General features: G+C 60.2%; 19 protein-coding genes and 2 pseudogenes. 12 read left to right on the top strand and 9 right to left on the bottom strand.

Annotated elements, in window-relative coordinates; genetic code table 11:
• The first annotated feature begins 85 nt into the window (after nucleotides 1-85).
• From C4J84_RS14630 to C4J84_RS14620, 3 genes are all read left to right on the top strand, one after another.
• Nucleotides 86-718: a LysE family translocator gene (locus C4J84_RS14630; RefSeq protein WP_124371019.1), complete on the top strand. Its 633-nt coding sequence runs from the start codon at nucleotides 86-88 to the stop codon at nucleotides 716-718.
• A gap of 81 nt (nucleotides 719-799) precedes the next feature.
• Nucleotides 800-1,858, top strand: a complete 1,059-nt coding sequence (locus tag C4J84_RS14625) for a diguanylate cyclase (RefSeq protein ID WP_124371018.1) — start codon at nucleotides 800-802, stop codon at nucleotides 1,856-1,858.
• A gap of 48 nt (nucleotides 1,859-1,906) precedes the next feature.
• A complete protein-coding gene (locus C4J84_RS14620; protein ID WP_124371017.1) occupies nucleotides 1,907-3,136 on the top strand; it encodes a M20/M25/M40 family metallo-hydrolase in 1,230 nt (409 codons plus the stop codon).
• Between the two features lie 64 nt (nucleotides 3,137-3,200).
• Here the strand turns inward: C4J84_RS14620 and C4J84_RS14615 are convergent, their stop codons facing one another.
• Nucleotides 3,201-3,614 (bottom strand): hypothetical protein, encoded by a 414-nt coding sequence (locus tag C4J84_RS14615; protein ID WP_305955286.1) that lies wholly within the window; start codon nucleotides 3,612-3,614, stop codon nucleotides 3,201-3,203.
• A 412-nt stretch (nucleotides 3,615-4,026) separates the two neighbouring features.
• Here C4J84_RS14615 and C4J84_RS14610 point away from each other — a divergent pair, with 412 nt between their 5' ends.
• Nucleotides 4,027-4,677, top strand: coding sequence for a hypothetical protein (locus C4J84_RS14610; RefSeq protein WP_124371015.1), 651 nt, complete (start codon nucleotides 4,027-4,029; stop codon nucleotides 4,675-4,677).
• Nucleotides 4,678-4,766: 89 nt separating this feature from the next.
• Here the strand turns inward: C4J84_RS14610 and C4J84_RS14605 are convergent, their stop codons facing one another.
• The 5 genes and pseudogenes from C4J84_RS14605 to C4J84_RS14580 all read right to left on the bottom strand — a co-directional run bounded on the left by C4J84_RS14605 (nucleotide 4,767) and on the right by C4J84_RS14580 (nucleotide 15,372).
• Complete coding sequence (locus tag C4J84_RS14605) at nucleotides 4,767-5,186, bottom strand: hypothetical protein (RefSeq protein ID WP_124371014.1); 420 nt, start codon at nucleotides 5,184-5,186, stop codon at nucleotides 4,767-4,769.
• Between the two features lie 151 nt (nucleotides 5,187-5,337).
• Nucleotides 5,338-5,754 (bottom strand): hypothetical protein, encoded by a 417-nt coding sequence (locus tag C4J84_RS14600; protein WP_124371013.1) that lies wholly within the window; start codon nucleotides 5,752-5,754, stop codon nucleotides 5,338-5,340.
• A 480-nt stretch (nucleotides 5,755-6,234) separates the two neighbouring features.
• Entirely contained in the window at nucleotides 6,235-11,079 is a 4,845-nt protein-coding gene (locus tag C4J84_RS14590; RefSeq protein WP_124435609.1) for an RHS repeat-associated core domain-containing protein, read from the bottom strand.
• A 110-nt stretch (nucleotides 11,080-11,189) separates the two neighbouring features.
• Nucleotides 11,190-14,263: pseudogene (locus tag C4J84_RS14585) on the bottom strand (efflux RND transporter permease subunit).
• Nucleotides 14,264-14,265: 2 nt separating this feature from the next.
• The gene (locus C4J84_RS14580) at nucleotides 14,266-15,372 is read right to left on the bottom strand and encodes an efflux RND transporter periplasmic adaptor subunit (RefSeq protein WP_124435608.1); all 1,107 of its coding nucleotides are present in this window, start codon (nucleotides 15,370-15,372) and stop codon (nucleotides 14,266-14,268) included.
• A 100-nt stretch (nucleotides 15,373-15,472) separates the two neighbouring features.
• Between C4J84_RS14580 and C4J84_RS14575 the strand changes: the two genes are divergently transcribed.
• From C4J84_RS14575 to C4J84_RS14555, 5 genes and pseudogenes are all read left to right on the top strand, one after another.
• Nucleotides 15,473-16,678 carry a multidrug effflux MFS transporter gene (locus C4J84_RS14575; RefSeq protein WP_124435607.1) on the top strand — a complete coding sequence of 402 codons (1,206 nt, stop codon included), beginning with the start codon at nucleotides 15,473-15,475 and terminating at the stop codon, nucleotides 16,676-16,678.
• A 76-nt stretch (nucleotides 16,679-16,754) separates the two neighbouring features.
• Entirely contained in the window at nucleotides 16,755-17,621 is an 867-nt protein-coding gene (locus C4J84_RS14570; protein ID WP_124435606.1) for a pirin family protein, read from the top strand.
• A 65-nt stretch (nucleotides 17,622-17,686) separates the two neighbouring features.
• Nucleotides 17,687-17,782: pseudogene (locus C4J84_RS26790) on the top strand (N-acetyltransferase); the annotation flags it as partial.
• A 119-nt stretch (nucleotides 17,783-17,901) separates the two neighbouring features.
• Nucleotides 17,902-19,347 carry a mechanosensitive ion channel family protein gene (locus tag C4J84_RS14560; RefSeq protein ID WP_124435605.1) on the top strand — a complete coding sequence of 482 codons (1,446 nt, stop codon included), beginning with the start codon at nucleotides 17,902-17,904 and terminating at the stop codon, nucleotides 19,345-19,347.
• Nucleotides 19,348-19,440: 93 nt separating this feature from the next.
• Nucleotides 19,441-19,878, top strand: a complete 438-nt coding sequence (locus tag C4J84_RS14555) for a carboxymuconolactone decarboxylase family protein (protein ID WP_124435604.1) — start codon at nucleotides 19,441-19,443, stop codon at nucleotides 19,876-19,878.
• 3 nt (nucleotides 19,879-19,881) lie between these two features.
• Here the strand turns inward: C4J84_RS14555 and C4J84_RS14550 are convergent, their stop codons facing one another.
• Both C4J84_RS14550 and C4J84_RS14545 read right to left on the bottom strand, forming a co-directional pair.
• Nucleotides 19,882-22,044: a TonB-dependent siderophore receptor gene (locus C4J84_RS14550; protein ID WP_124435603.1), complete on the bottom strand. Its 2,163-nt coding sequence runs from the start codon at nucleotides 22,042-22,044 to the stop codon at nucleotides 19,882-19,884.
• A 191-nt stretch (nucleotides 22,045-22,235) separates the two neighbouring features.
• Entirely contained in the window at nucleotides 22,236-23,129 is an 894-nt protein-coding gene (locus tag C4J84_RS14545) for a LysR substrate-binding domain-containing protein (RefSeq protein ID WP_124435602.1), read from the bottom strand.
• A 112-nt stretch (nucleotides 23,130-23,241) separates the two neighbouring features.
• Between C4J84_RS14545 and C4J84_RS14540 the strand changes: the two genes are divergently transcribed.
• The 3 genes from C4J84_RS14540 to C4J84_RS14530 are packed head-to-tail and all read left to right on the top strand — an operon-like array spanning nucleotide 23,242 to nucleotide 25,502.
• Nucleotides 23,242-24,246, top strand: a complete 1,005-nt coding sequence (locus C4J84_RS14540; protein ID WP_124435601.1) for an aldo/keto reductase — start codon at nucleotides 23,242-23,244, stop codon at nucleotides 24,244-24,246.
• Nucleotides 24,247-24,262: 16 nt separating this feature from the next.
• Entirely contained in the window at nucleotides 24,263-25,060 is a 798-nt protein-coding gene (locus C4J84_RS14535) for an SDR family NAD(P)-dependent oxidoreductase (protein WP_124367338.1), read from the top strand.
• Nucleotides 25,061-25,085: 25 nt separating this feature from the next.
• Nucleotides 25,086-25,502: an SRPBCC family protein gene (locus C4J84_RS14530; protein ID WP_124371000.1), complete on the top strand. Its 417-nt coding sequence runs from the start codon at nucleotides 25,086-25,088 to the stop codon at nucleotides 25,500-25,502.
• Between the two features lie 13 nt (nucleotides 25,503-25,515).
• On the opposite strand, the gene C4J84_RS14525 is transcribed toward C4J84_RS14530, so the two are convergent.
• Complete coding sequence (locus C4J84_RS14525) at nucleotides 25,516-26,124, bottom strand: AAA family ATPase (RefSeq protein WP_124435600.1); 609 nt, start codon at nucleotides 26,122-26,124, stop codon at nucleotides 25,516-25,518.
• Nucleotides 26,125-26,140: the final 16 nt, after the last annotated feature.

Raw genomic sequence — 26,140 nt, 5'->3', positions numbered from 1 at the left:
GGCGCAATGCCATTCCCCTAGACTGCGCGCCATCTCGCCAGCAATTGACCGTTGTTGCCTGTCTATCCATTCAAGGTCCCTGACCATGACAAGTGCGTTAACGCTGTCTTCGTTTCTCTACTTCCTGTTGTTTTGCGCGACCATGACCTTCAGTCCCGGCCCCATGACCCTGTTGTTATTGAGCCTGGGCCTGAAGGACGGCCTGCGCAGTTCGATCCCGGCGCAGATCGGCGCCAGTGTGTCGTACCTGATTTCGATCCTGATCTTTGCCGTGGGCTTTTCCGAGCTGATCAAGGGCAACCTCGCGATTACCCAGGCCATCCAGTTTGTCGGCGTGGCCTACATTCTTTACCTGGCCTACAAGCAGTGGACCAGCAGCGGCGTGTCGATCGACAAGGCCGGCGCGGTGGAGGGCTCGCGCAGCCTGTTCGGCAAGGGCTTGCTGACCGGCTTTTCCAACCCCAAGACCATCATCATGTTCAGCGCCGTCTTCCCGCAGTTCGCCGGAGGCGGGGAGCACAGCTCGGCGGCGGATATCGCGATCCTCGGTTTGACCTTCCTGTTGCTGCAATTTGCCAGTGGCTGCCTTTACTGCTATTTCGGCCAGCGCATCAAACACCTGCTGGAAAACCCCAAGCGGCGCGTGATGTTGCAGCGGATCACGGCAATAATGTTGCTCGGCGTGGCATTGATGCTGGCACGCGGGTTTTCGCACTGAAGTATCAGCCTGTAAGCAGTGGTGGCGATTTGCCGTCGCCCTGATAGACTCCAGGGACTCACCCAGGATTACCCCCCCATCATGGCAGCCGTCGGAGGAAATGGACTTCCGCTCGCTTCGCGCTTGTACAAATCCCGCCTCCTGGGGCTGGCGCTCGGCTTTGTTTGCGTGGCGTTCGGCATGTATCCGCTGAACCCGTCCCCATGGGTGTGGGCCTGGATGCTGATCAACGCGTTTATCTGGCCGCACCTGGCGTTCCAAGCGTCTTTGCGTGCCGCTCATACCCTGCGCAGTGAGCGTCGCAACCTGCTGTTCGATTCCTTCTGCGGCGGCTTCTGGGTCGGCGCGATGCACTTCAACCCGCTGCCCAGCGTCACCACCTTGTCGATGATGAGCATGAACAACGTCGCCATCGGCGGGCCGCGCTTTTTGCTGGCGGGGTGGGTGGCCCAGGCGCTGGGCATCGCCACGGCGCTGCTGATAGTCGCGCCCGCATTCATCGGCGTCACCACCCAGGCCCAGCTGTATGCCTGCCTGCCGATCCTGACGTTGTATCCCCTGGCCCTGGGCTGGATCTGCTACCGCCAGGCCGTGACCCTGGCGCGGCACAAGCGCGAACTGTTGGCCCTGAGCCGCACCGACAGCCTGTCGGGCCTGCTCAACCACGGCGCCTGGAAGGATCAATTGGAAATCGAGTTCCACCGTTGCCGCCGCGGCCCTGCCGGTGCGGCCATCGCGCTGATCGATATCGACCACTTTAAAATCATCAACGACACCTATGGCCATGTCACCGGCGATATCGTCCTGCGCCAGTTAAGCCGGGTATTGCGCCAGAACCTGCGCGCCACCGACCTTGCCGGACGCTACGGCGGCGATGAGTTCTGCGTGATCCTGCCGGACATGCCGCTCCACCGTGCCACTGAAGTGATGGACGCCCTGCGTGATCGTTTCAACGCCCTTGCCTACGCCCAGGACCCGACCTTGCGCGCCAGCTTGAGTATCGGCCTGGCGCCATACCTGCCGAGCCACGCCGACGCCACCAGTTGGCTCAACGATGCCGACCAGGCTTTGTACGAGGCCAAAAGCAGCGGGCGCAACCGGGTCAGTTCGCTGCAGGGGGCTTGGTTGCGGTCCGTTTAGTGGGGTAGGGTGTGGCGGCCCCCCTCAATGAAAAACAAGGATCGGTCCATGCTCTTCACCTTCCCCCGCACCCTGCTGGCCGCCACCCTGGCCTTGTCCTTCGCCGTGCCGGCCTACAGCGCCGAACCCCACAAGCCGATCCAGGCGGACGCCGAACAGTACAAGGCCGAGGCCCTGAAACTGCTGGAGCGCCTGGTGAATATTGACTCCGGCTCCGGCTACGAGCCCGGCCTGACCCAAGTGCGCGACATCGCCGTGGATGAGTTGAAACAGCTGGGTTTCAGCATCGAGCTGGTGCCGGACAAAGCCGCCAACAACAGCCATGTGATCGCAACTCTCAAGGGCACCGGCAAGGCCAAAATCCTGCTGATGGCGCACATGGACACCGTGTTCAAGGAAGGCTCGGCCGCCGAACGCCCGTTCCACATCAAGGAGGGCCGCGCCTATGGCCCCGGCGTGATGGACGACAAGGGCGGCATCGTCGCCGGCATCTACGCATTGAAAGTCCTGAAAAGCCAAGGTTTCAAGGACTATGCACAAATCACCTTCCTGCTCGACGCCAGCGAAGAAACCGGCTCCGACGCCGCCTCCGAACTGATCCGCACCACCGCCAAGGGCCACGACGTAACCCTCAACCTGGAACCCGGCCGCCCAGCCGACGGCCTGGTGGTCTGGCGCAAAGGCAGCGCCACCGCGTTGGTTGAAGTCAAAGGCAAAGCCGCCCACGCCGGCGTCGCGCCTGAACTGGGGCGCAACGCCGCCATGGAAGCCGCACACCAGATCCTGCAACTGGGCAAGCTGGGCGACGCCGAGAAAAAAACCACCATCAACTTCACCGTACTCAAGGCCGGCGACCGCACCAACGTCATCCCCGACCAAGCCACCGCCAAGGCCGACGTACGCGCCGCGCAGCCGGAAGAGTTCGACCGCATCGAGAAGGACCTGGCGCGGGTCTCCGCGAACAAACTGATCCCGGACACAGAAGTGAAGACCAGCCTGCAACGCGGCTTGCCACCGATGCCGCAAACGGCGGAGTCAGACAAATTGGTCGCGATTGCCCAAGGCATCTACGGCGAATTGGGCAAGACCCTGACCATCGAAGGCAGCGGCGGCGCCGCGGATGCAAGCTTGTCGGCCGGGGTCGGCACGCCGACATTGGATGGGTTTGGGATAGTGGGCGGGAATATTCACACGCCGGAGGAATATGCCGAGGTGGAGAGTGTGGTGCCTCGGGTGTATTTGTTGAGTCGGATGATTATGGAGCTTTCCAAGCGCTGAGCGGGTCGTGTACTTGTGGCGAGGGAGCTTGCTTGCTCGCCACAAGTGGGGGTATTTCAGGGGGCTACCAGGTTGATTGGTCTTCGCGGCTGGCTTTTTCGAGGTCGTCTTTCCAGGCCTCGTTAGCGAGTCGGTAGATGTCAGCGAAAAAACCTCGGGGATCGGCTATTTCAGTTTCGTCCCAGGCCATTGTTATATATTCGTCGTAATCGCTTTCGAATTCTTTGGCGAAGTCAATTTCAGGGTTTTTTAAAGGAGTTTGAAGCATTATTATTAATATGAAGCGATGCCTGTAAGTAAGGTGCATAAGGTCTTTAAGAATAAAGTCCTTTATTATCGTTTCTCGCTCTTTGGCGTCGTTAGGATTATATCTCCAAAGCGCTTCGCCTTTGGTCTCCTCTAGGTCGTATATTGACAGTGCTGCCAAAATATAAGAGATCTTGGGCGTAAAAGGCATATTTCCAAATGGCGATTTCAATATTGTGACCTCAGTACGGAAATGCAGTGAGTGGGCGAATTGTCCTCGTTGTCGAATCTGACTTCGACGTTATTCAGGTTTTTATATATTAATTAAACTACCTGAAATACCCCATCGCCTTGATTGGGGCAGCTTCGCGGGCCAGCGCAAGCATGGCGTTGCTCGATTCTTGAGAATACGTTGTAGGATTTTTCGATTTTATCGGCTGGATCTTGTTGTCGAGGGTTTTTTGTATTAGGGGTGGGGCAATCTAAATTATTTATGCCTAGCGGTTAGATGCATTTAGCTACAAATCGGTAAAACGCACTGGCGGCGTGCGTTACAGGTCTGTGCGCAAGACATTGCGCATTTAATCTGAGGTATAACATGTTTTAACGCGAGACCACCGATCGCAGTAATCATAAGGATAAACATGCAATCCCCGTTTCTTTTAACTGTTGTTGAGCAGGAGCAAACTACCTCTTTGCGCAAACGTATGTGCACAGCAGGTTGTGTGTTTGAGTTTGTAGTGTTTTCTCCAAAGCTCAATATCGCTGTTGATGAGCATGTCCACCGGCAGGCTTTATTAGGCATGGGTTGCTATCAGGCTGCTGCATACAGAACGCCAGAGCTGGCGGAGACAGGCGACTATCTCCCTTCTCACTATGCTCCGATTCCGGATTGGGATGTGGAGCGTGCGGAGGCTACGCCGTTGACATTAGCTGAAGTCAAAAACCTGACGGTTATGCAAAAAAATCTATTCGGTCCTACTGCGCTCTATAGCGCTTTTTGCCATCCGCCTTATAGCGCTCGGTTTAAAAGAGGTGAGAGTGAGGCTCAGTCTTTATATTGTGAATGGTTGCAATTGCTTGGTATCGAAGCACAGAACGACGTTGTGGTCATAAATTGGGTGGATGCGTATGAGGAAAAATGGGGGCGGCGACCAGACGGTAGTCTGCCAGTAGAGCGGCCTTGGGATGGGTTTTTCGAGTGGGGGCTGGAGTGGTGGGGCATTTGGTGCCTGACCGTGTGGAATCCAAGGAAGAGTACTCTAAGTGTATTGGTTGCAAGCACTTCAGATTAATTCTTATCCGGCTGGCGTCGCTCGCAGCCGAGAGCGGGAAAGTTTGTGCACTGCAAGGTGGGGCGTTGTCTTGCAGAGCGGTGTTAGTTTTACCAAGTTGATTGATCTTCGAGGCCGGCTTTTTCGAGATCGTCTTTCCAGGCCTCGTTGGCTAGGCGATAGATATCGGCGAAGAAACCTCGGGGATCGGCTATTTCGGTTTCATCCCAGGCCATAGTAGAGCACTTTTCTGGGTTGTCCTCAAAATAAGAGTGGAAGTTAAAGTTTTGGGTGTTTAATGCGATAGATAAGTTTTCTATTAGTTTATATCTGTGTCGATAGGATAGTTTTTTGTATGGATCTAGGCAGTATTTTACTATGAGGCTTTCTCTATCTTTACGGTCATTAGGATTGAAGCAAGCGAGCTCCTTCCCCTTGGTTTCCTCCCTGTCATAAATATCAAAAATTCCCACAAAATAGTAAAGGCTGGCGTCGAAGTGGATAGTGTCCGAATATGGGTGAAATAGCATTTTTTATTTATTCGTTGGAAAGTTTACGGGTTTGTTTGGTGCGCGCTTATTGCTATAGGCACGGGACTTTGGCTGGCGAATTTTTTGTAGCGGACGCGCTATCTCACTCGCCAGAGGAGGTTGATTTTTTTCCGGAAAAGTGTCGGCGTTTCTACCAGGTCGACTGGTCTTCGCAGCTTGCTTTTTGAAGGTCGTCTTTCCACACATCTTTAGCTAGAAGATAAATCTCTCTTAGAAAATCTTTTGGGTTGTCCAGTTGATACCATTCGGCTCTTGGCCACGATCCTGTGTCGTCTTCGCTTATCTCAAATAAGCTATGAAAGTTGTAAGTTTCGTCATTCAGCTTGTCTTTTAAGTTTTCAATTAACGCGTATTTATGTCTATATGATAGGTAGCTTAAATTCAATGCGTAACGCTTTATTAGTTTTTCTCTGTCCGACTTGTTATTTGGGTCATATTTACTGAGCTCTATGCTGAGCTCTTGCTCGCGGTCGTAAATATCAAAGGCCCCGATAAACCACATTAGGCTTGGGTAAAATAGCTCATTTAAGAATGGGTCTTTCAACATCGTCTTTCCTCGACAAGTGATTCTGACCTGAGGAACGCACTGAGGTGGAGAGCGTGGCGCCTCAGCTTTATTTGTGGCGAGCGAACGGTTCGCTCGTCATAGGTAAGGGTTAGGGGGCTGTGTTTGATTCGTGCTCGCCGGCCTCAAGGTTGTATCTGTTAAGGCAATCTAATAGGATTTTCATGAATTGTCGTTTATCGGTTATTTCATCGTTGAAATGGGTGTCAAAAAGGTAGAACACTGACTCGAAGTTTTCGTCGGTACTTAGAAAGTGTTGAAGTGTGTTGATGTGCCATTCTCTTTCATCTCGCTTGTATCTGATAAATTCTGGTTTGGTTAGCTCGTTAAATAGTCCGGTGAGTTCCTCGTGGTTATTTACGTTTATTGAAGTGATAAGCTCTTCTCTATCTGCGCTCGTGGTATTTTCGATGCAGTATGTGAAAAGCAGACCTTGTATTATCGAGAGGCTTGGCTTGAGTTTCATTCGAGATCCGCAAATGCTGTGATAGGTTGTCCGTCTTCGTTTAAGAAAACTCTAGCCTTCTTCGTATGGTCATATTTATAACCATCTCGTTTATACCCTTGTCCAATTATTTTTCCCATATGCATAGGTTGTTTGGACGCCGATAAGTTAAGAAGCTTGAAAATTAGCTGTGCACGGTAAATGGCATTCAATTGGTCCCTATGGCTTAGAAAGTGAGTCGCAGCGCTTGGCGGTCGTGGTTTTCCTATGCGTGGCCCTTTTAGGTGTTTTTCAACTTCTCCTGTGGTGGGGTTTCTGGCTGTTATTACTCGCTCTAGTTGAGATGCGAGCGACGTCTGAGCACCGTGTTTTTCTAAAAAGTGGGCACCCGGAATTGACGCTTCAAGCTCCGATAAACGCCGATGAGCATTTGATTCTGCGAGCTCATCAATTCTAGCCTGCCGTTCCGCACGGGTCAGTTGCGGTAATGCCGGCTCTCCGTGGTCAATACTTGCCGTAGGGTTTTGGGCACTAACGCTTGGTTTACAGCCATCGCCGCCTGGGCATTTATTCAAGCCTAGCGGGTCTACCCAGCCTGTCGGATTAGGTACGTACTGATATGCGTTGATCCCACCCGCCAGCTTCACCGGATCTGGCGTCAGGTAACGACCAATATCTGGATTGTAGTAGCGATGACGGTTGTAGTGGAGGCCGCTTTCCGGGTCGAAGTATTGGCCTTGGAAACGCAGCGGGTTGTCGATTTTGCCTACGTCGAGGCGGCTGATTTCACCGTAGGCGCGGTAGTGGGCGGACCAGACTATGTCGCCTTCCGGGCTGGTGAGTTCTTGGGGTGTGCCGAGGTGGTCGAGTTGGTAGTGATAGGGCTTGGTTTCTGCTGGGCCGAAGCCTTCCAGCAGTGCCAGCGGGCGGAAGCTGTCTGGTTCGTAGAGGTAGCTGGGATGGCGTTCCGCATGATGTTCGGCAATCAGCTTGTCACCTTGCCAGAAGAACTCTGTGGTGATGCCGTCGACGGTTTTGCTGATACGCCGACCAAACGGGTCATAACGGTAACTGGCGGTTTGGCCGTTGGGCTTGGTGATGCCGATCAACCGGTGCTGGCAGTCGTAGCGGTATTCGGTAACGAGTTGATGACTCTTGCCACGCCGCTCGCGGATCAGGTTGCCGAAGGCGTCATAGTCGTAATGGTGATCGCCTTGGATCACCAGGCGGTTGCCCGCGAGGATGTCCGGGCCAGGACGATCTTGCATGAGCAGGTTGCCGGCAGGGTTGTGGCCGAAACGTTCTTGTATGTCTTGCGAGTGATCGGCGCGGGTCAGGCGGTGGAGTGGGTCGTAGCGGTAAAGGTGTTCGCCTTTGCGGGTGTCGTGCAGGCGGGTGAGGTTGCCGGTTTTGTCGTAGTCGTAGTGGCGTTGGTAGAGGTGGTTTTGCTGTTGCGTGACGGCGTGGGTGTGCAGGCGGTTTTGATCGTCGTAGTGGTAGTGGCTGAGCAGTTGGCCTTGTTGGCGTTGGTGTTCGCGGCCGGCTTTGAACAGGTGTGAGGTCAGCAGCGAACCGTTCAGTTCGACGGTGGCAAGGTGGCCGCCTTTGTCGTGGTTGAAGGCGAGGCGGTTGTTGTCTGGCAGGCGTAAATGTTGAAGTTGGCCGCAGGCGTCGTAGCCGTAGCGCAGCGTGCCCCAGCCCTGGTGTTCGGCGGTGAGGCGGTTTTGGCGGTCGTACTCGTAGGCCAGGAACCAGTGGCCGTCGTCGACACTGAGGAGGTTGCCTTGGCGGTCGTAGGCATAATCGACAGCGCTGCCGTCGGGCAGGGTTTTTCTTACGAGGCGGCCGGCATAGTCGCGCTGGTATTGAGTGACGAGCTGACTGCCGTCGTCGCCGTATTCGGTTTTCTCCAGCAGGTTGCCGTTGAGGTCGTAGGCGTACGCGGTGCGTTGGCCGTCGAAGCCGGTTTCCTGTTGGATCAGGCCGTTGGGGTGGTAGTCGAGCTGGTAGGTTTCGCCGACTTCGTTTTCGATGGCGGTGAGCAGCAAGCGGGCGTTGTCGTAGCGGTAGTTGACCTGGGTGCCGTCGGCATTGATGCGGCGGCTGATCAGGTGCAGGCCGTCGGCGTATTCGTAGCGGGTGACGTGGCCGAGTTCGTCGCGTTCGGCGGTGATTTTTCCGTAGGGGTTGTAGCTGAATTCCCGGCAAGTACCGCCGGGCTGGGTCAGCTTTAGCAGGCGGCCTATGGCGTCCCACTGATACTGGGTCAGCGCGCCATTTTCATCCTCACGCGCAACCTGCCGGCCCAGGTCGTCATAGCGGTAGCGCTTGATCCCGCCATTCGGTAACTGCTCTTCAACGAGCTGCCCGCGTTCGTTCCACACCAAGCGATGGCAGCTGTTGTCGGGATACCAAACCCCGGTCAATTGTCCCTGTGTGTCGTAGCTGTAGTCAGTCGCGTTGCCATCCGGATCGATCTGGCGAATGACATCGCCCTGGTCATTACGCTCGTATTTCCAGACCGCCTCACCGCGCCTTACAACTCGTACGAAACCGTTGTCATGCTCGTAGGATGTTGGCTCGTCATCCCCCGGAAACAGCGCGACCAAGCGTCCGGCGTCGTCGTATTGATAGGCCGTCACCGCACCCAGCGGGTCCTGCTCGACCGTCAGGCGGCCCTTGTCATCGTAGGATTTGAAGTGTTGAGCGCCGTCGGGATCGATGCGCTGTATCAGCCGCGCCCGCTGGTCATGTACGTAAACTTCCTGGCTGCCGTCGGCGTTATGCACGGTGACGCGACCGTCATCGCCCCAGACATACCGCGTGTCCATCTGCGAAAAACTGGCCCAGTGCCGAATACAGCGCGCGGCTTTGCCGGCGCGTTCCCATTCCCAAAAGAAACTCGCCCCACCGGCCAGTTGGCGCTCAAGAATGACGTGCTGCTCGTCGTACCGATAACGCTCACATTCACCGACAGCATTGGTCGCTGAAACCAGTCGTCCACTGTCGTCATAGGCGTAGGCAACGACGTTCTGCTCGGTCACCCAAACAAAGGGTTCATGCCCCGTGGCGCGATGAACTTGGTAGTCCACCGCGACAATGCGATCCAGCTCGTAGCGCAAGAGCAAAGAGCGGCCCACGCCGTTATCCAGCCGCTCAATCCGCCCCAACCGATCCCGGACAACCAACAACCGGTTGTCATACGCATCGCTGATCGCCGTCAGCACGCCGTCGCAAAAGTGATAAAACCGAGAAGCCTGGGCCAGCACCAACTCGTCAGGAACCGAGCCCAAATAGATCGCCGCTTCCGCCAGGCTGTTGGTAATCGCCGGTCGAGAAACCGTCGGCAAGGGCAGGGTGGTCGCGCGATTTTCGTGGTCCGTCCACACCACCGAATCGCCCGCCACCACAAGCCGCTGCGCCAGCGCATGACTCCAGCCAAACCCCAAGCCACAGTCCACTTCCACCGCACTGCTGCGATACAGACGCGTCCACTCAAACGGCAAAATCCCATCCAGCGCGCCATCGGTAAGGGTCAGCAGTTCCTCGCCAGTGACCATCGACACCGGGCAGCCGTGGGTGACGGTTTTATCCGCAGAGTCAGCAGCCTCCCCAGCCGGATTTTTAGACGGGGCAGGCACATCATCCACCGCTTCCTGCCGCACCAAGGCGGTACGCTGGGTCTTGCTGCGCACCGCCGGCACCGGGTTCGAAACCAGCGTGTCACCCGCCTTCAACGGCGCCACCGGCACCGCCTTGACCGGAATTGGGGCACTGCCCAGCAGCACCGGCTTAAGCGCTTCGGTGTGCCCCTCCAAGCGAGCTGTGCCGAACTGCGCGGCTATCTGCTCCAGCCACCTGCGCACCCGGCGTGACTTGATGCCGGCCAGTACTTTGGTGCTGATGCGCACCACAAAACCCATGCCGGCCGTCGCCAGCCCCAATAACAGGGTGATGACGACTTCGGCGCCAATCGCCCCGAGCATTTCGTTCATATATGGCGGTGGCAGCATGCGCATCCAGCTGACCAGGGCTGCCAGGTGAACGAACAGCAAAGGCTCATCGCTGAGCACCAGCAAACCCTTGGCGAGGGTCTCGGCACTTAACGCGAGTAACTTTTCAAGCTCGTCCTGGGAAAGGTAATGCAGTAGCTTTTCAGCGTTGGCCAGCGGGTCGGACAACCACTGGAGTAACTGCGTGATGTTGTCCCAAACCGAGTAGAGGACTTCGCCGAAGCCTTGGGCATAAGCGCGGTGCAGCGAGAGGTAGCGCTGGAGAAAATTCGCTTCGGAATAGTTCTTCCATAGCGGTTCGAAGGTGGTGTCCCATTCGCTGCGCAGCCAGTCTTCCAGTGGCGTGATGACCGACTGATAAGAGGCATACAGCGCCTTGAAATGCGCCGAGGAAACGTCGGGGTAGAAACTGACCCGGTACTGCTGGTTGCGGTCGCACTCGGTGACTTCGAGGATGCCGCTTGGGCCGATGGTTTTATGAATGGGCTCGCCCAGCGGGCCACCGTCTGGATCGATGCGCTGCAACATCACCGGCGTGTTGCCGATCGGCACGAAGCGCGAGCTCTGGAACATATGCACTAGGGTCAGCGTGCCGTTGGCCTGGCATGTAGCGACGGTGCTGCTGGGGAAGATCGAACGGTTGATCGGGGCGACCAGCGCCACCTCGTTCCCAACCTTGAACACCTGCTCCACATCCAGTGCCGCAGAGCTGAAGAAGTTCTGCGCCCAGGTGTCGTAGTGGTTGAGGCAACCGCGGAAATCGCTGAGCACGGATTCGACGTCCCGCGTCTTTGAATCCATCGCGGCCAGCACCAGAAAGCCGATGGCTCGGCCGGTTGCTTCGATCATGGGTGAGCCCCATCGATCAGGGCTCTCACTGGAAAAACCATCTGCACTCCCTCGCACTGTTTAATCAGGCGAAGGACTTTGCAGAGGTTTCCGGGGCAGGGGAGTAGAGCTTATCCGGCGGTTACGTGGGAAGTTTCAGCAACCCTGTCGCGCAGCACCAGGCTGCACAGCGCCGGCAGGAACAGCAGCGTCAACACCGTGCCCACCAGCACCCCGCCGATCAGTACATAGGCCAGGGACGACCAGAACACCGACAACGTCAGCGGAATGAATGCCAGTGCCGCCGCCAGTGCGGTGAGGATCACCGGCCGCGCTCGGCGCACGGTGGCCTCGACGATGGCCTCGCGGATCGGCATGCCGTGGTCCTGGTTCTGGCGAATCTGGTCGGTGAAGATCAGCGTATTGCGCATCAGAATCCCGCCGATGCCGATCAGCCCGAGGATCGCATTGAACCCGAACGGCTGGTTGAACAGCAGCAAGGTCGGCACCGCGCCGATCAGGCCCAGCGGCGCGGTGGCGAAGACCATCAACATCACGCCAAAGGAGCGCACCTGGAACATGATCACCGTGAGCGTCAGCAGGATCATGATCGGGAACAGCGCCGCCAGGGCGACGTTTGCCTTGGCGCTTTCTTCCACCGGGCCGCCGATGTCGATCCGGTAGCCGGTGGGCAGTTGGGCGATCAGCGGCTGCAGGTCTTTGTAAACGGCCATTTCCACATCGGGCGGTTGTACGCCGTCGATGATGTCGGCGCGCACTTCCACGGTGGTGGCGCGGTTGCGGCGCTTGAGGATCGGTTCTTCCATCACCGCCTGGAAATGCCCGACCTGGGCCAGCGGCACCGACGTGCCGGCGCTGTTGGTCAGGGTCATGTTGTTGAGGTTGCCGAGGTCTTCGCGTTGGCTGCCCTGGGCGCGGGCCACCACGGACACAGTGCGGTTGCCTTCACGCACTTCGGTGATCGGGTTGCCGCTGAGCAGGGCGTTGAGCTGCGACTTGACCTCGTCGGGGGTGAAACCCAGCAGGCGCAGGCGATCCTGGTCGAGCACCAGGCGGTAACCGCTGGCGCGCTCGCCCCATTCGAGGAAGGCGTCGCGGGTCAGTTTGTTGCCGGCCACCACTTGGCGCACCTGTTCGGACAGCCCGCGCAGCGTATCCAGGTCCGGCCCGGACACACGGAACACCACGGGGAACGGCACCGGCGGGCCGAACACCAGTTGCGTGACGCGCACCCGCGCGGCGGGAAACTCGCCGGCAGCGATGCGCGCGCGCATGCGCACTTTCAAGGCATCGCGGGCGTGGGAATCCGGGGTTTGCACGATCAGCTTGGCGAACGCCGGGTCCGGCAGCTCAGGGTTCAGCGACAGGAAAAAGCGCGGTGCGCCGCCGCCTACATAGGTGTCGACCAGGCTCGTCTGCGGTTCCTGCAACAGGGCTTTTTCCACCTGCGCCGCCACCGCTTCGGTGCTTTTGAACGCGCTGCCGGGCGGCATGTACACCTCCAGAATCAGCTCGGAGCGGTCGGAGTCGGGAAAGAACTGTTTCTTTACCACCGCCATCCCCAGGCCGCACAGCACAAACGCCGCCACCACCAGCCCGGTCACCAGCCAGCGCCCTCGCACACAGGCCTCCACCAGGCCGCGCAGTTTCTGGTAATAGCGCCCGGCATAAATCGCATCATGCCCGCCGGGCACTGGCTTGATCTGCGGCAACAGCTTCACGCCCAGATACGGCGTGAACACCACCGCCACCAACCAGGATGAAATCAAGGCAAAGCCTACGATCCAGAAGATATTCCCGGCGTACTCGCCCGCACCGGATCGCGCGAACCCCACGGGTAAAAAGCCGATGATCGTTACCAGCGTGCCGGTCAGCATAGGTGCTGCCGTGGAGCTCCAGGCATAGGTGGCCGCATGGATGCGGTCAAAGCCTTCTTCAAGTTTCACCACCATCATTTCGATGGCGATGATGGCGTCGTCCACCAACAGGCCCAGGGAAATGATCAGGGCGCCGAGGGTGACGCGGTCGAATTCACGGCCGGTGACGAGCATGATCACGAACACGATCGACAGCGTCAGCGGCACGGCCGCCGCCACCACCAACCCCACGCGAAAGCCCAGGGCCAACAGGCTGATCAGCATCACGACCGCCAGGGCGACGAAGAACTTGAGCATGAACTCGTTCACCGCCAGGCTGATGTTTTTCGCCTGGTCGGACACCTTGGCAAAATTTACGCCCAGGGGCAGGTCGGCCTGGATTCGGGCTTCCTGGGCCTGCAGGCTTTTGTCCAGTTCCAGGCCGTTCCAATGCTTCTGCATGATCACCCCAAGCATCAGCGCCGGGTCGCCCTGATGGCGGATGCGGTAGCTGGGCGGGTCTTCATAGCCACGCCTGACGGTAGCGACATCGGCGATACGCAGCACCCGGCCATTGGCTTGCACCGGCACGTTCTCGATCAGCGCCAGGCTGTCGAAGGCGCCATCGATGCGGATGTAGGCGCGGGCGCCGGCGGTTTCGACGAACCCCGAGGGCGCCACGGCGTTCTGTGCGGCGAGGGCGGCGAAGATCTGTTCGGGCTTGATGCCCAGGGTCGCCAGGCGCTCGTAGGAAAACTCGACAAACACCCGCTGGGCCTGTTCGCCGAGGATATTGACCTTCTTCACCCCCGGCAGGTTGAGCAGGCCCTGGCGCAGCGTTCGGCCATTTGTACCTGCTGGCGATGGGGCAGGTGTTCGGCCTCCAGGGCATACAGCGCAAAGTAGACATCCGAATACTCATCGTTGAAAAACGGCCCGATCACGCCCTTGGGCAGTTTCGCGGCTTCGTCGCTGAGTTTTTTACGGGTCTGGTAGAACAGCTCCTGTATTTCGCTCGGGCGCGTGGATTCAAGGAAGGTCATGCGCATCGAAACGAAACCCGGTTGGGCGATGGTCTCGACGCGGTCGTAGTAGTCCAGTTCCTGCAGGCGCTTTTCCAGGCGGTCGGCCACTTGCTCCTGCATTTCTTCGGCAGTGGCGCCGGGCCAGGCGGCGGTGATGGTCATGACCTTGACCGTAAACGAGGGGTCTTCGGCGCGCCCCAGTTTGCCGAACGAGAAGATCCCGGCAGCGATAATCGCGATGATCAGGAACAGCGTGACGGCACGGTGCTTGACCGCCAGTTCCGAAAGGTCGATTCCACGCATGCTCATTGGTCCTGTTTGCGGTTGAGGGCCAGCGCCTGGGCGGGCAGCAGGCGTACTTTGTCACCGCTGTGCAACAGGTGCGCGCCGAGGGCGACGATGGTTTGGCCGGGCGTGACGCCGCTGTCGAGCAGGGCCTCTTCCTGACCGAGACTGGCGACTTTCACCGGGGCGAAGCTGATCCGGTTGTCTTCACCGATCAGCCACACGCCGGTGCCTTGTCCCGCATCCTGCAACGCACCGATGGGCACGCGGGTTTGTTGGGCCTGGCCGTTGCCTTGCAGGCGCACGGTGATGGTGGAACCGAGGGCGAAACGTTCGAGCGGGCCATGCAGCACATAGCGCGCGCGGTAGGTGCGGGTGGTGGGATCGGCGCTGGCGGACAGCTCGCGCAGGGTAGCGGTGACGGCCTGGTCCGGGGCGCCGAAGGGGAAGGCCAGGGCGTTTTGCGCGGCCTGGGCGCGCTGCTGTTCCGGCAGGTTGACGATGGCTTCGCGGGCGCCGTCATGGGCCAGGCGCGCGACGATCTGCCCTTCGGCCACCACCTGGCCGCGATCCGCCAGGACGTCAGTGATGACGCCGTCGCCATCGGCCTTGAGCACGCTATAAGTACGCCGGTTTTCGATCTGGCTGGCATCCGATTGCGCCGCCGCCAGTTCCGCTTCGGCGACGCGCAGGTTGGTCGCCGACTGGTCGAAAATCTGCCGCGACACCGCGCCGGTACTGGCCAGGCGCTGGTAGCGGTTTTCGTCGTCGCGGCGCTGGCGCAGTTGCGCCTGGGCGGCGTTGACGCGGTTTTTTGCCGAGCGCAACGCCAGTTCGAAATCGCCGATGTCCAGCACCAGCAGGGTGTCGCCCCGAGAGACGTGCTGGCCTGGATCGACCTTGCGTTCGATCACCTTGCCGCTGACCCGAAAGCCCAGGTTGCTTTCGGTACGGGCGGCAACCACACCGGTGTACGCGCTTTGCTGGGTGCCGCCAGCCTCGACCTTGACGGCGAGTACCGGACGCGGCGGGGAGGTTTGAGCGGCACTGTCCGCCTTGCTGTTGCAGCCACTGAGGACCATCAACAGAGCCAGGGGCGTTAAGAGGCGAAGGGAAAGGGGCGGCATGACGGACTCCAGGGTGACCACAGGGCAAAAAATTATGGACATAATTTTTCGCTCATATTATGGTCGAAATATAAATTAATCCAGCCCCCGGACATTCCCCATGGCAAACGCCCCGGCACCTTCGCGCCGCTTGTTGTTCTTACTGGTTGCGCTGACAGCGCTGGGTGAAGTCTCGACGCAATTGATCATCCCGGGCCTGGGCGCCATCGAGCAGGCGTTGGCGGCGCCGCCAGGCTCGGCGTTGATGGCACTGTCGGCATTTGTGGCCGCGTTCGGCCTGGGGCAGTTGCTGTTCGGGCCGTTGTCGGACCGTATCGGCCGCCGCCCGGTATTGATCGCCGGCCTCACGCTGTACGTGCTGGCGACGCTGTCGATGCTGCTGGTGACGGACATCCAGCAATTTATCGCCGCCCGCGTGCTGCAGGGCCTGGGGGCATGCGCCGCGTTGGTGCTGGCGCGCACGGTGGTACGCGATGTGTGGAAAACCGAGGCGGGCCCGGCCCTGGCGCTGACCATGATCGGCATGCTCTATGCCATTGTCGTGGCGCCGATGGCGGGCGGCTTGCTGATCAAGCTGTTCGGTTGGCACGCGCCCATCGTGCTCGCTGTGGTCATCGGCAGCGTCGTGTGGCTGCTGGCGGTGGCGTTCTTTCGCGAGAGTAACCCTCACCTCGATCCCAAGGCCGCGCATTGGCGCACCCTCGGCGGGCAATACCTGGATTTGCTCAGGGGCCGCCAGTACCGCGCCTATGCCGTGGCGCTGGCCTGTACCTACGGCGCGATGTTCGCGGTAATTGCTGGTTCGTCGGCGGTGTTCATCAACCTGCTGGGGTTGAGCAGCCTGGAGTACGGCATCAATTTTGGCCTGATCGTGTCGATGCTGATCGTCGGTTCCACCTATACCCGACGCAACATTTTGCGCCTGGGACCGCAGCGGATTGTGACGATGGGCGTGACGCTGGTGGCCGCCGGCGGGGTGTTGGCACTGGTGATTTATGCGCTGTTCGGGCTCTCGGTGGTCGGCCTGGACCTGCCCATTGCCCTGGCCACGCTTGGGGGCGGGCTGGTGCTGCCCGGTGCGGTCACGGGCGGGGTAATGCCCAACGCCCATCGCGCCGGGCTGGCCGCCGGATTGATGGGGTTTGCGCAGATGTTCGGCGCCACCTGCAGCGGCGTGCTGTTGAGCCATTTACGTGATGGCAGCGCGACGCCGATGATCGTTATTCAAGCCGTTTTTGCCGTCGCGGCCTTCGTCGCGTTCCACCTGTTGCGCCAGCGTACGCCCAAGGCATTGTCCTATACATAGAACGCTCAAAGCCGCGTTCGCCGCCTAGTGTTCAACGGTTGGGAGACTTATGGTGTAGGCACTTTGGAGGTACACCATGAAAAAACTGATCGGTATCTACACCAGCCCTCGCGCCCATTGGGTCGGCGACGGCTTTCCGGTGCGCACCCTGTTTTCCTACGACACGATGGGCAAACACATCAGCCCATTTCTGCTGCTGGACCACGCCGGCCCGGCCGATTTCACGCCTACCGAAACACGTCGCGGTGTCGGCCAGCACCCCCATCGCGGCTTTGAAACGGTGACCATCGTCTATGACGGCGAAGTCGAACACCGCGACTCCACCGGTGCCGGCGGCAAAATCGGCCCGGGCGATGTGCAATGGATGACAGCCGCCAAAGGCATTCTCCATGAAGAATTTCATTCTGAAGCTTTCGCGCGCAAAGGCGGAGCGTTGGAGATGGTGCAACTGTGGGTCAACCTGCCCGCCAAGGACAAAATGGCCGACGCCGGCTACCAGACCATCGTCGATGACGATATCCCGGTGTTGCCGCTGCCGGGCGACGCGGGGCAACTGCGCTTGATCGCCGGTGAATTCGCCGGCACTCAAGGGCCTGCGCGTACCTTCACGCCGATTGACCTGTGGGACTTGCGCTTGAAGGCCGGCAAGGCCGTTACGCTGGACCTGCACGCCGGGCGTAACACCGCGCTGGTGATCTTGAGTGGAACGGTGTTGATCAACGGCGAGGAAGTCGCGCGTCAAGGGCAACTGGCGTTGTTCGAGCGCGACGGTGACCGGCTCACCCTGGAGTCCAATGACGACGCCAAGGTGCTGTTGCTCAGCGGTGAGCCGATCGACGAGCCCATCGTCGGCCACGGGCCGTTCGTGATGAACACCGAGCAGGAAATCCACCAGGCCTTTGCCGACTTCCAGTCGGGCAAGTTCGGGCGGATGCAGGCCTGAAAGCCCGTGGGAGGGGGCTTGCCCTAATGCAAGTCAGTTAAGAAGTAGCAGGAGCGAGAACTAACTTGTGGCGAGGGAGCTTGCTCCCGCTGGGGCGCGAAGCGGCCCCAAACAATGGGACTGCTGCGCAGTCCAGCGGGAGCAAGCTCCCTCGCCACAGGTTCGGTGTCGCCTTGACTGACTGGCATCAGGGCTTTCCCCCTCCCACATTTTTTTCTGCGCTATACCCGCCATCGCCATTTCATGCGATCTTCTCGGCATTCGCCCTGGAGTCGCCTGGATGCCCTCATTTATCGCTGATCACCCGATGTTGTGCGCCGTGGCGCTGATCCTTATCGACATTGCCGTGTGGCGCCTTATCTCGCCCACGCTCGCCAACTGGAAACTCGCGGCGCGGCTGGTGATCTTTGCGGTGTTCAGCGCGGTGTTGTTCAACGACGGCATGAACCCCATGCAAGCGGCGCCCTACGCCGATGACACCACCCTGCACCTGGCGGCCACCGCGTTGCAGATCGGCTGGTGGCTGTTCGCCGCGCGCACCCTCACGGTATTGCTCGGCGCGGTGATGATGCAGCGGGTCGGCCATACCGGGCGGTTGTTGCAGGACCTGATGGGCGCCGTGATTTTCCTGATCGCGATCATCGCCGCCATGGCTTACGTGCTCGACCTACCGGTCAAAGGCGTGCTCGCTACCTCCGGCGCCGTGGCGATCATCGTCGGCCTGGCGCTGCAAAGCACCCTGAGCGACGTGTTTTCCGGGATCGTCCTCAACACCACCAAGCCTTACCAGATCGACGACTGGATCTCCATTGACGGCACCGAAGGCCGCGTCACCGACATCGATTGGCGTGCCACGCGGTTGCAGACGTCTCAGGGCAGCCTGGCGGTCATCCCCAATTCCCTGGCGGCCAAGGCCAAGATCATCAACTTCTCGCGCCCGGCGGATATGTTCGGCCTGGCGGTCAGCCTGCAAGTGAGCCCCCATGCGCGCCCGCAAACGGTGATCGAGGCCCTCGAGCGGGCGATGCAGGGCTGCCGGGCGCTGTTGGCCAAGCCGGCGCCCAGTGTGGCGTTCAAGGCGTCGGCAAGTGGCGGCGTGGAGTATGAAATCAGCGGCTTTGTGCCGGCCATGGGCCTCAAGCGCGAAGTGCGCAACCAGCTTTACGACCTGGCATTCCGGCACTTGCAGGCGGCGGGTGTGGGCCTGTTGTCTGCCACCGAAGGCAGCACGCCCGCCACGGTCTCCGGCGCGCGGGCCTTGCTTGAGCGTTCGTCGATCTTTTCCACGCTGCGCCAGGAGGAAAAAGACACCTTCAGCCAGAACATGACCCTGCACACCTACCGCGCCGGTGACATGATCCTGCCGGCGGGGGAGGTCAGCGACCATTTGTTCATCATTAAATCCGGCGTGGTTTCGGTGATGTTGCTCAAGGGTGGCCATAAGTTCGAAGCCGGGCGCATGGGGCCGGGGGAGGTGATCGGCGAGTCCGGCATCTTGTCCGACCAGGCCACGCTGGCGGACTTCACCGCCAAGACTTATTGCACCCTGTACCGCATCGAAAACGAATACCTCAAGCCCTGCCTGGATGCACGGCATGACATCGGCGAAGCCATGAAGGCGCTGTTGGATTTCCGCGTGCATGCCGCCCAGGCGCTGACCGAGGACGCGCCGGTGGTGCCGGTGAAGAAGGGTTTCCTGCAGTGGTTGAAGAACCGTGGCCTGTAGATTGGTCACCTGTTCTTCGCCCGGATTGGCTATTTCTCCAGAACGCCCAGGTGACTAACCTGCTCACCAATCCCACCGTTCTGGAGTTCCACCATGCAAACCCGTACCGATTTCTACACCGCTTCCCCCGACGCCATGAAAGCCATGCTTGCCCTCGAGGCGGCGGTCGGCAAACTGTCCATCGAACTGCCGCTGCTGGAACTGGTGCGCCTGCGCGTCTCGCAGATCAACGGCTGCGCATTCTGCCTCGACATGCACACCGCCGACGCGCGCAAGGGCGGCGAAACCGAGCGCCGCCTGTACACCCTGTCGGCCTGGCGTGAGACGCCGTTCTTTACCCCGCGCGAACGCGCCGCCCTGGCCTGGGCCGAAAGCCTGACCCTGCTCAGCCAGACCCACGCCCCGGACGCAGACTTCAACGCACTGGCCGCCGAATTCAGCCCGCAGGAACAGGTTGACCTGAGCGTGGTGATCGCCACCATCAACAGCTGGAATCGCCTGGCCGTTGGCTTTCGCAAGATGCCCAAGTAACCCTTATAAATTCACCGAAGCACTCAGGCGCGCCGTCAGCGGTGCGCCCTGGAACAGGTAGTCATCGCCCATGTATTCGCCCGCGTCGCGCCAGTAGCGCTTGTCGAACAGGTTGTCGACGCTCAGGCGAAACACCGTTTCATAGCCATCGACCCGGGTGGTATAGCGGCTGCCGATATTGACCACCGCGTAATCCCCCACCTCCACATTGCCGGTGCGGTTGGCGTACTTTTTGGCGCTGTATTGCACACCACCAAGCACCGCCAGACCATTGACCCACGGCAGCGCATAGTCGGCATACACACTGGCGCGCAGTTTGGGCACGTTGATCGCCTGGTGCTCTTCGTATTCCGGCGTACCGCTGCCGTTCACCCGCGCCCGGATCGCCGCGACGCTGGTGGAAACCTGCAGGCGGTCGGTGGCCCAGCCGTTGGCCGACACTTCGATCCCGGTGTTTTTCTGCTCGCCTTGTTGCACATAGTTGAACCCACCGTCTTCGGGCTTTGCATACTGATAGGCCTGGCGTGTCTGGAACACGGCGGCGGCGAAGCTGATGCGGCGCCAGTCGTATTTCACCCCGGCTTCGATTTGCCGCGAGGTGGTAGGCGCCAGGGTTTCATCGGCGTTGTTCGCAAACCAGGGCGCGGTGCCGCCCAGGGACAACCCTTTGCTATAGCTGGTGTACAGCGAGATGTTTTCAATCGGTTTGTAGATCAACGAAGCCTGCGGCAGGAACACATACTGTTGGGTGTGGCGGGCCTGGTTGCCGGTGACGCCGTCGAAGGCTGTTTCGTCCAGGCGCACTTCGCGGCCGCCGAGGATGGTTTGCCATTGCTCGTTGAAGCGAATGCGATCGGTGACGAACAGGCCGTACTGGCGGCTGTCGAGGGTGCGATGGCTGTCGTTTAACGGTTTGTCAGTCGGCGGGAAGCTCGGCGCATCTGCGTCGATATTGGCGGTGCCAATGAGCTCATTGACCGACTTGCGCTTGTCGATCACCCGGCGAAACGCGCTGGTGCCGAAGGTCAGCTCATGACCCAGTCCGGCCGTGTCGAACAGGCCGGTCATGGCGGCCTGGACTTCATCGTCGCGGCGGGTGTCGTCGGGGCTGCGGTAGTCGTAGACGTCGTAATTGCCTTCGGGGCTGAAGTAGTTCGGCACGCTTGCCGAGCTGCAGCTGGTCGACCCGTAGCAGCCCCAGGCAAATGAGCTGTAATCGTCAATCACCACCTTGCTGCGCGCCGCGCTGATGTTGCCTTTCCACTGATCGCTGAAACGATACTCGAATTTGCCGTTGAGGTTCAGTGAGTCGATGCCCACTTGTCTGGAGCCGGTCTGGTGGCCGAGCAGCTTTTTCGGCGAGGCGTCGTGGGGTACCTCGGTACCGCCCAACAATTGATAACCCGGCACCGAGCGCTGCTGTTTGTTCTGGTATTCGGCATCCAGTTGCAGCACGGCATCCGGGCTGATGTTCCAGTCGAAGGCCAGGGACAAAAAATCGCGCTGGCCGTTGGCATGCTCCACGTACGAATTCAGGTCCTCGCGGGCGACGTTGGCGCGCAGGCCGAACTGCTGCTCACTGCCGAACCAGCCGCCGACATCGGTGGCCACATAACCGCTGCCGCGATCATCGCTGGACACCGTCACCGAACGCACGTCCTCGGGGCGCTTGGTCACGTAGTTGATCACCCCGCTGGGCTCGGAAATCCCGCTTTGCAACCCGGCCAAGCCCTTGAGCACTTCCACCTGTTGCTTGTTTTCCAGGGCGACGTTCTGCTCGCCGGTGATGGTGCGCCCATTGATCTTGTAACTGCTCGCCGCATTCAGCGAGAAGCCGCGCACCACGAAGTTTTCGTAGTAGCCGATGGGTGCGTAGCTGTCGCCCACCGAGGCGTCGTTGCGCAGCACCTCACTGAGCAGGCGGGCCTGCTGGTCCTTGATCAGCGTGGTGTCGATCACGCTGATCGAGGCGGGCGTATCGAGCAGGGGCGCCTCATCGAAGCCACCGACCGCGGCGGTTTGCGTGCGATAGCCGGCCTCATCCTGGCCCTGGATCTGCACCGCCGGCAGTTCAACCTGCGCCGCCAGGCTGTGACCGATGCCTCCACTGAACAACAGGCCAAGGGCGAAACGTGAAGTGACGACGGGACGAAAACGCAAAACCATGGGGCAAGGCCTTAAAGCGCTGGGCGGGGGGCGCATAAGCTAGGGGGAAGTGGGGGACTTTACAAGATGCCAGTATGGACTCGGTCAAACTGTGGGAGGGGGCTTGCTCCCGATTGCGGTATATCAGCCATAGATGAGCTGACTGACCCACCGCTATCGGGAGCAAGCCCCCTCCCACAGTTTGGATCGCGTCAGCCTTGGGGTTCGGTCAGCACTTTGCGAAACGTCTCCACCAACGGCCGCAGGTTGATCCGGTGCCAGGCCGCCCATAGCGGGGTGGTGTAGCTCAGCCAGGGCAGCTCGCGCAACACCACGCCGGGCGGTGCGTTGCGGCTCAGGCCTTTTTGGACCATGGCCACGCCCAGTCCGGAGGCCACCAGGCCCAAGGCGGTGAAGGGCTCGCTGGCTTCCATGGGAATCTGCGGGGTGAAACCGGCACGGATGCACGCGGCGACGAAGTCATCAGCCGGGCTGGCGCCGGGTTTGCGCTGTACGCCGATCCATTGTTGGTCGGCCAGGTGCTCGGGCAACAGCTCGCGCTGCTGCGTCAGCGGGTGATGTTCGGGCAAGGCCAGCAGCATTGGTTCATCGAGCACCTGGCGGGCGGTCAGGTCCGGATCGTCGGCCGCTGGTGGTTCGCCCACCAGGGCAATGTCCAGGCTGCGCTGGCGCAGGCCTTCCAACTGTTCAAGGGAGGGCAGGTTATACAGCTTGATATGCACGTTAGGCCGGTCATCGCGCAGCACGCGCAAGGCAGTGGGCAATACCCCGGCGTGCATGGCGTTCTCGATATAGCCGATGCACAAACCGCCTTCTTCACCTCGGCCCAGGCGCTTGCCCAGGGACTCCAGGCGGTTGGCGTGGGTCAGCAGCGCCTTGGTTTCGGCGAGGAAGGTCTGGCCGTCGCGGGTCAGGCGGATACGTTGCTGGCTGCGTTCGAACAGCGTCAGGCCCAGGCGCTCTTCAAGCTGGGCGATCTGCCGGCTCAACGGTGACTGGGAGATGTGCAGGCGCTCGGCGGCGCGGCCGACGTGTTGTTCTTCGGCGACCACTTCGAAGTAGCGCAGTTGGCGTAGATCAATCATGTAAGACCTATCGGGACTCAAGTTGGTCGTAGTATGTCTTGGACGGTCCGATCCAGGCAATCTAGGATCTGCTCAACGGTCATCGCGACCCTGAACCGATTGAGGAACCACCATGAGCTTGAAAGACAAACTGCCCGGCGTCCTGGGCTTTGGCACCGCACCGCTGGGCAATATGTTCCGCGCCATTCCTGAAGACGAAGCCCAGGCCACCGTCGAGGCTGCCTGGAATCACGGCGTGCGTTATTTCGATACCGCGCCGTTCTACGGTTCGGGGTTGTCGGAAATCCGCCTGGGCCAGGCCTTGTCCCATTACAACCGCGACGACTATGTGCTCAGCACCAAGGTCGGCCGGGTGATTCTCGACGAGGTCGAAGAAAGCGCCCGTGACCTGGGCGAGAAAAGCGGTGTGTTCGAGCACGGCCGTCCGAACAAAATGCTCAATGACTACAGCGCCGACGCCACCTTGCGCTCGATCGAAGACAGCCTTGAGCGCCTGCGCACCGACCGCCTGGACATCGTGTGGATTCACGACATTGCCCAGGATTTCTACGGCGATCAGTGGCTGGAGTACTTCAACCAGGCGCGTACCGGTGCGTTCAAGGTGCTGACGCGCTTGCGCGAAGAAGGCGTGATCAAGGCCTGGGGCCTGGGTGTGAACCGTGTCGAACCGTGCGAGCTGACACTGGACCTGGCCGAAGCCCAACCCGACGGCTTTCTGCTGGCCGGCCGCTACACCCTGCTCGACCACGAGCGTGCCTTGCAGCGCCTGATGGACGCGGCCCTCGCACAGCACGTTGAGATCGTGGTCGGTGGCCCCTACAGCTCCGGCATCCTTGCCGGCGGCGCGCACTTTGAATACCAGCAGGCCAGCCCGGCGATCATCAGCAAAGTCGAGCAGATCAAGGCGATTGCCCAAGCGTTTGGCGTCAGCGTCAAGGCCGCTGCGCTACAGTTTTCCCTGGCTCACCCGGCCGTGGCCGCGGTGATTCCCGGTGCCAGTCGTCCGGGGCGTATTGCCGAAGACGTGGCGGCGTTGTCAGAGCAGATTCCAGCAGCCTTCTGGCAGGCGTTGCGCGATGCGCAGTTGATCTCGCTTCGCGCGCCTCTGCCGCTTTAACTTCAGGAGTTCAACCATGAAAATCGATGTGAGCGGCAAAGTAGCCATCGTCAGCGGCAGCACGGCCGGGATCGGCCTGGGCATCAGCCAGGCCCTGGCGCAATCCGGTGCCACCGTGGTGGTGATCGGGCGTGACAGCGGCAAAGTCGACGCTGCACTGGCGAGCATCCGCCAGGCGGTGCCAGGCGCCGATCTGCGCGGGTGCGTGGCCGACCTGGGCACGGTCGAAGGCGCCGAGACACTGTTCGCCGCCGAACCCCGCGCCGATATCCTGGTCAACAACCTGGGCATCTTCAATGATGTGGATTTCTTCGAGGCACCGGACAGCGAGTGGACGCGTTTCTATGAAGTCAACGTGATCTCCGGCGTGCGGCTGGCGCGGCATTACGTACCGGGCATGGTCGAGCAGGGCTGGGGGCGGGTGATCTTTGTGTCGTCTGAATCCGGCGTGGCGACCCCGGCAGACATGATCAATTATGGCGTGACCAAAAGCGCCAATCTGGCGGTGTCCCATGGCCTGGCCAAGCGCCTGGCAGGTACCGGTGTGACGGTCAACGCGATCCTGCCGGGGCCGACGTTCACCGATGGCCTCGAGCACATGCTCAAGGACGCCACGCAACAATCCGGGCGCACCGCGCGGGACGAGGCCGATGTGTTCGTGCGCAACGCGCGGCCGACTTCGATCATCCAGCGCGCGGCGAATGTGGATGAAGTGGCCAACCTGGTGGCGTACATTGCTTCACCGCTGTCGTCTGCCACTACCGGCGCCGCGTTGCGGGTCGACGGTGGTGTTGTCGACAGCATGGCGATCTGATTTTTAACGCTCTGGAGTATTTATCGTGGCAACAGCGTCTTCTGTGATCGAAATCCCTGCGTCGGCTGACCAGGTCTGGAAACTCATCGGTGGCTTCAACAGCCTGCCTGACTGGCTGCCCTTCATCGCCAAAAGCGAGCCGAGCGACGGTGGCCGCGTGCGTCATCTGCATACTGCTGATGGCGGCCAGATTGTCGAGCGGTTGCAGACCTTCGACAACGTGGCGCGCACCTACAGCTACACCATTGAGCAGTCGCCGTTTCCGGTGAGCGCTTACTTGGCGACCGTGCAGGTTGAAGCGCTGACCGAATCGTCTGCCAAAGTAACCTGGTCCGGCGTGTTCACGCCGGCCGAGGGCACCACGGATGCAGCGGCGGAGACGTTGTTTGCCGGCGTGTACAACGATGGTCTGGAGGCGTTGCGCGCCAACTTCCCCGGCTGACGCCAACCCTCTGTCAGGGCTCGTTCCCATGCTCCCGCGTGGGAATGCCTGCTGGGAAGCTCCCCGTCCCCTTGCGCAGGTGACGCAGAGCGTCACGGGCTGCATGCCCACGCGGGGCGTGGGGACGATCAAGCAGTGCGTGGGTCGACGCGATGGCCTGTGCGGGGGTGAGCCGTGCCGTATCGAGCAGGAACGGCGGCTCATCCCAGGCTTCGTATTCATGTGCCAGCACCGACTGCCAAGTCGGCGGCAGCAACCCTGGAATATCGCTTTCACGGCTCTCGACCCTGCGCCGATGCTCCTGCTGATCAGAACAAATCACCTGGATATCGACCAGCTCAACGCCCGCCGCCCGCGCCACGCCTCGCCAGGCCTCGCGGCTCTCCCTCACCGGGTTCACACAGTCAGCGATCACTCGTTGCCCCAGGCGCACATTACTCAGTGCCAACGCATTCGCCACGCCATACCCGCTCGTACCCACATCGCCCGCCAACGCGCCAGCCTCCCGCAACGATTGCTCGATCACGTCGATGCGCAGGTAAACCGCGCCCATCTGCCGGGCCAGCTCCCGGGCAATCGTGGTCTTGCCGGTGCCGGGCAGGCCGCTGAATACGATAAGCATGGTCCATCTCCTCGCT

This window comes from Pseudomonas sp. R11-23-07, assembly GCF_003852295.1.
Classification (GTDB): domain Bacteria; phylum Pseudomonadota; class Gammaproteobacteria; order Pseudomonadales; family Pseudomonadaceae; genus Aquipseudomonas.
This window is presented reverse-complemented; position numbering and strand designations above follow the sequence as displayed.

Coding starts and splice junctions, on each gene's coding strand:
- C4J84_RS14630 (WP_124371019.1), top strand. CDS start 86: ATGACAAGTGCGTTAACGCTGTCTTCGTTTCTCTACTTCCTGTTGTTT.
- C4J84_RS14625 (WP_124371018.1), top strand. CDS start 800: ATGGCAGCCGTCGGAGGAAATGGACTTCCGCTCGCTTCGCGCTTGTAC.
- C4J84_RS14620 (WP_124371017.1), top strand. CDS start 1,907: ATGCTCTTCACCTTCCCCCGCACCCTGCTGGCCGCCACCCTGGCCTTG.
- C4J84_RS14610 (WP_124371015.1), top strand. CDS start 4,027: ATGCAATCCCCGTTTCTTTTAACTGTTGTTGAGCAGGAGCAAACTACC.
- C4J84_RS14605 (WP_124371014.1), bottom strand. CDS start 5,186: ATGCTATTTCACCCATATTCGGACACTATCCACTTCGACGCCAGCCTT.
- C4J84_RS14600 (WP_124371013.1), bottom strand. CDS start 5,754: ATGTTGAAAGACCCATTCTTAAATGAGCTATTTTACCCAAGCCTAATG.
- C4J84_RS14590 (WP_124435609.1), bottom strand. CDS start 11,079: ATGATCGAAGCAACCGGCCGAGCCATCGGCTTTCTGGTGCTGGCCGCG.
- C4J84_RS14580 (WP_124435608.1), bottom strand. CDS start 15,372: ATGCCGCCCCTTTCCCTTCGCCTCTTAACGCCCCTGGCTCTGTTGATG.
- C4J84_RS14575 (WP_124435607.1), top strand. CDS start 15,473: ATGGCAAACGCCCCGGCACCTTCGCGCCGCTTGTTGTTCTTACTGGTT.
- C4J84_RS14570 (WP_124435606.1), top strand. CDS start 16,755: ATGAAAAAACTGATCGGTATCTACACCAGCCCTCGCGCCCATTGGGTC.
- C4J84_RS14560 (WP_124435605.1), top strand. CDS start 17,902: ATGCCCTCATTTATCGCTGATCACCCGATGTTGTGCGCCGTGGCGCTG.
- C4J84_RS14555 (WP_124435604.1), top strand. CDS start 19,441: ATGCAAACCCGTACCGATTTCTACACCGCTTCCCCCGACGCCATGAAA.
- C4J84_RS14550 (WP_124435603.1), bottom strand. CDS start 22,044: ATGGTTTTGCGTTTTCGTCCCGTCGTCACTTCACGTTTCGCCCTTGGC.
- C4J84_RS14545 (WP_124435602.1), bottom strand. CDS start 23,129: ATGATTGATCTACGCCAACTGCGCTACTTCGAAGTGGTCGCCGAAGAA.
- C4J84_RS14540 (WP_124435601.1), top strand. CDS start 23,242: ATGAGCTTGAAAGACAAACTGCCCGGCGTCCTGGGCTTTGGCACCGCA.
- C4J84_RS14535 (WP_124367338.1), top strand. CDS start 24,263: ATGAAAATCGATGTGAGCGGCAAAGTAGCCATCGTCAGCGGCAGCACG.
- C4J84_RS14525 (WP_124435600.1), bottom strand. CDS start 26,124: ATGCTTATCGTATTCAGCGGCCTGCCCGGCACCGGCAAGACCACGATT.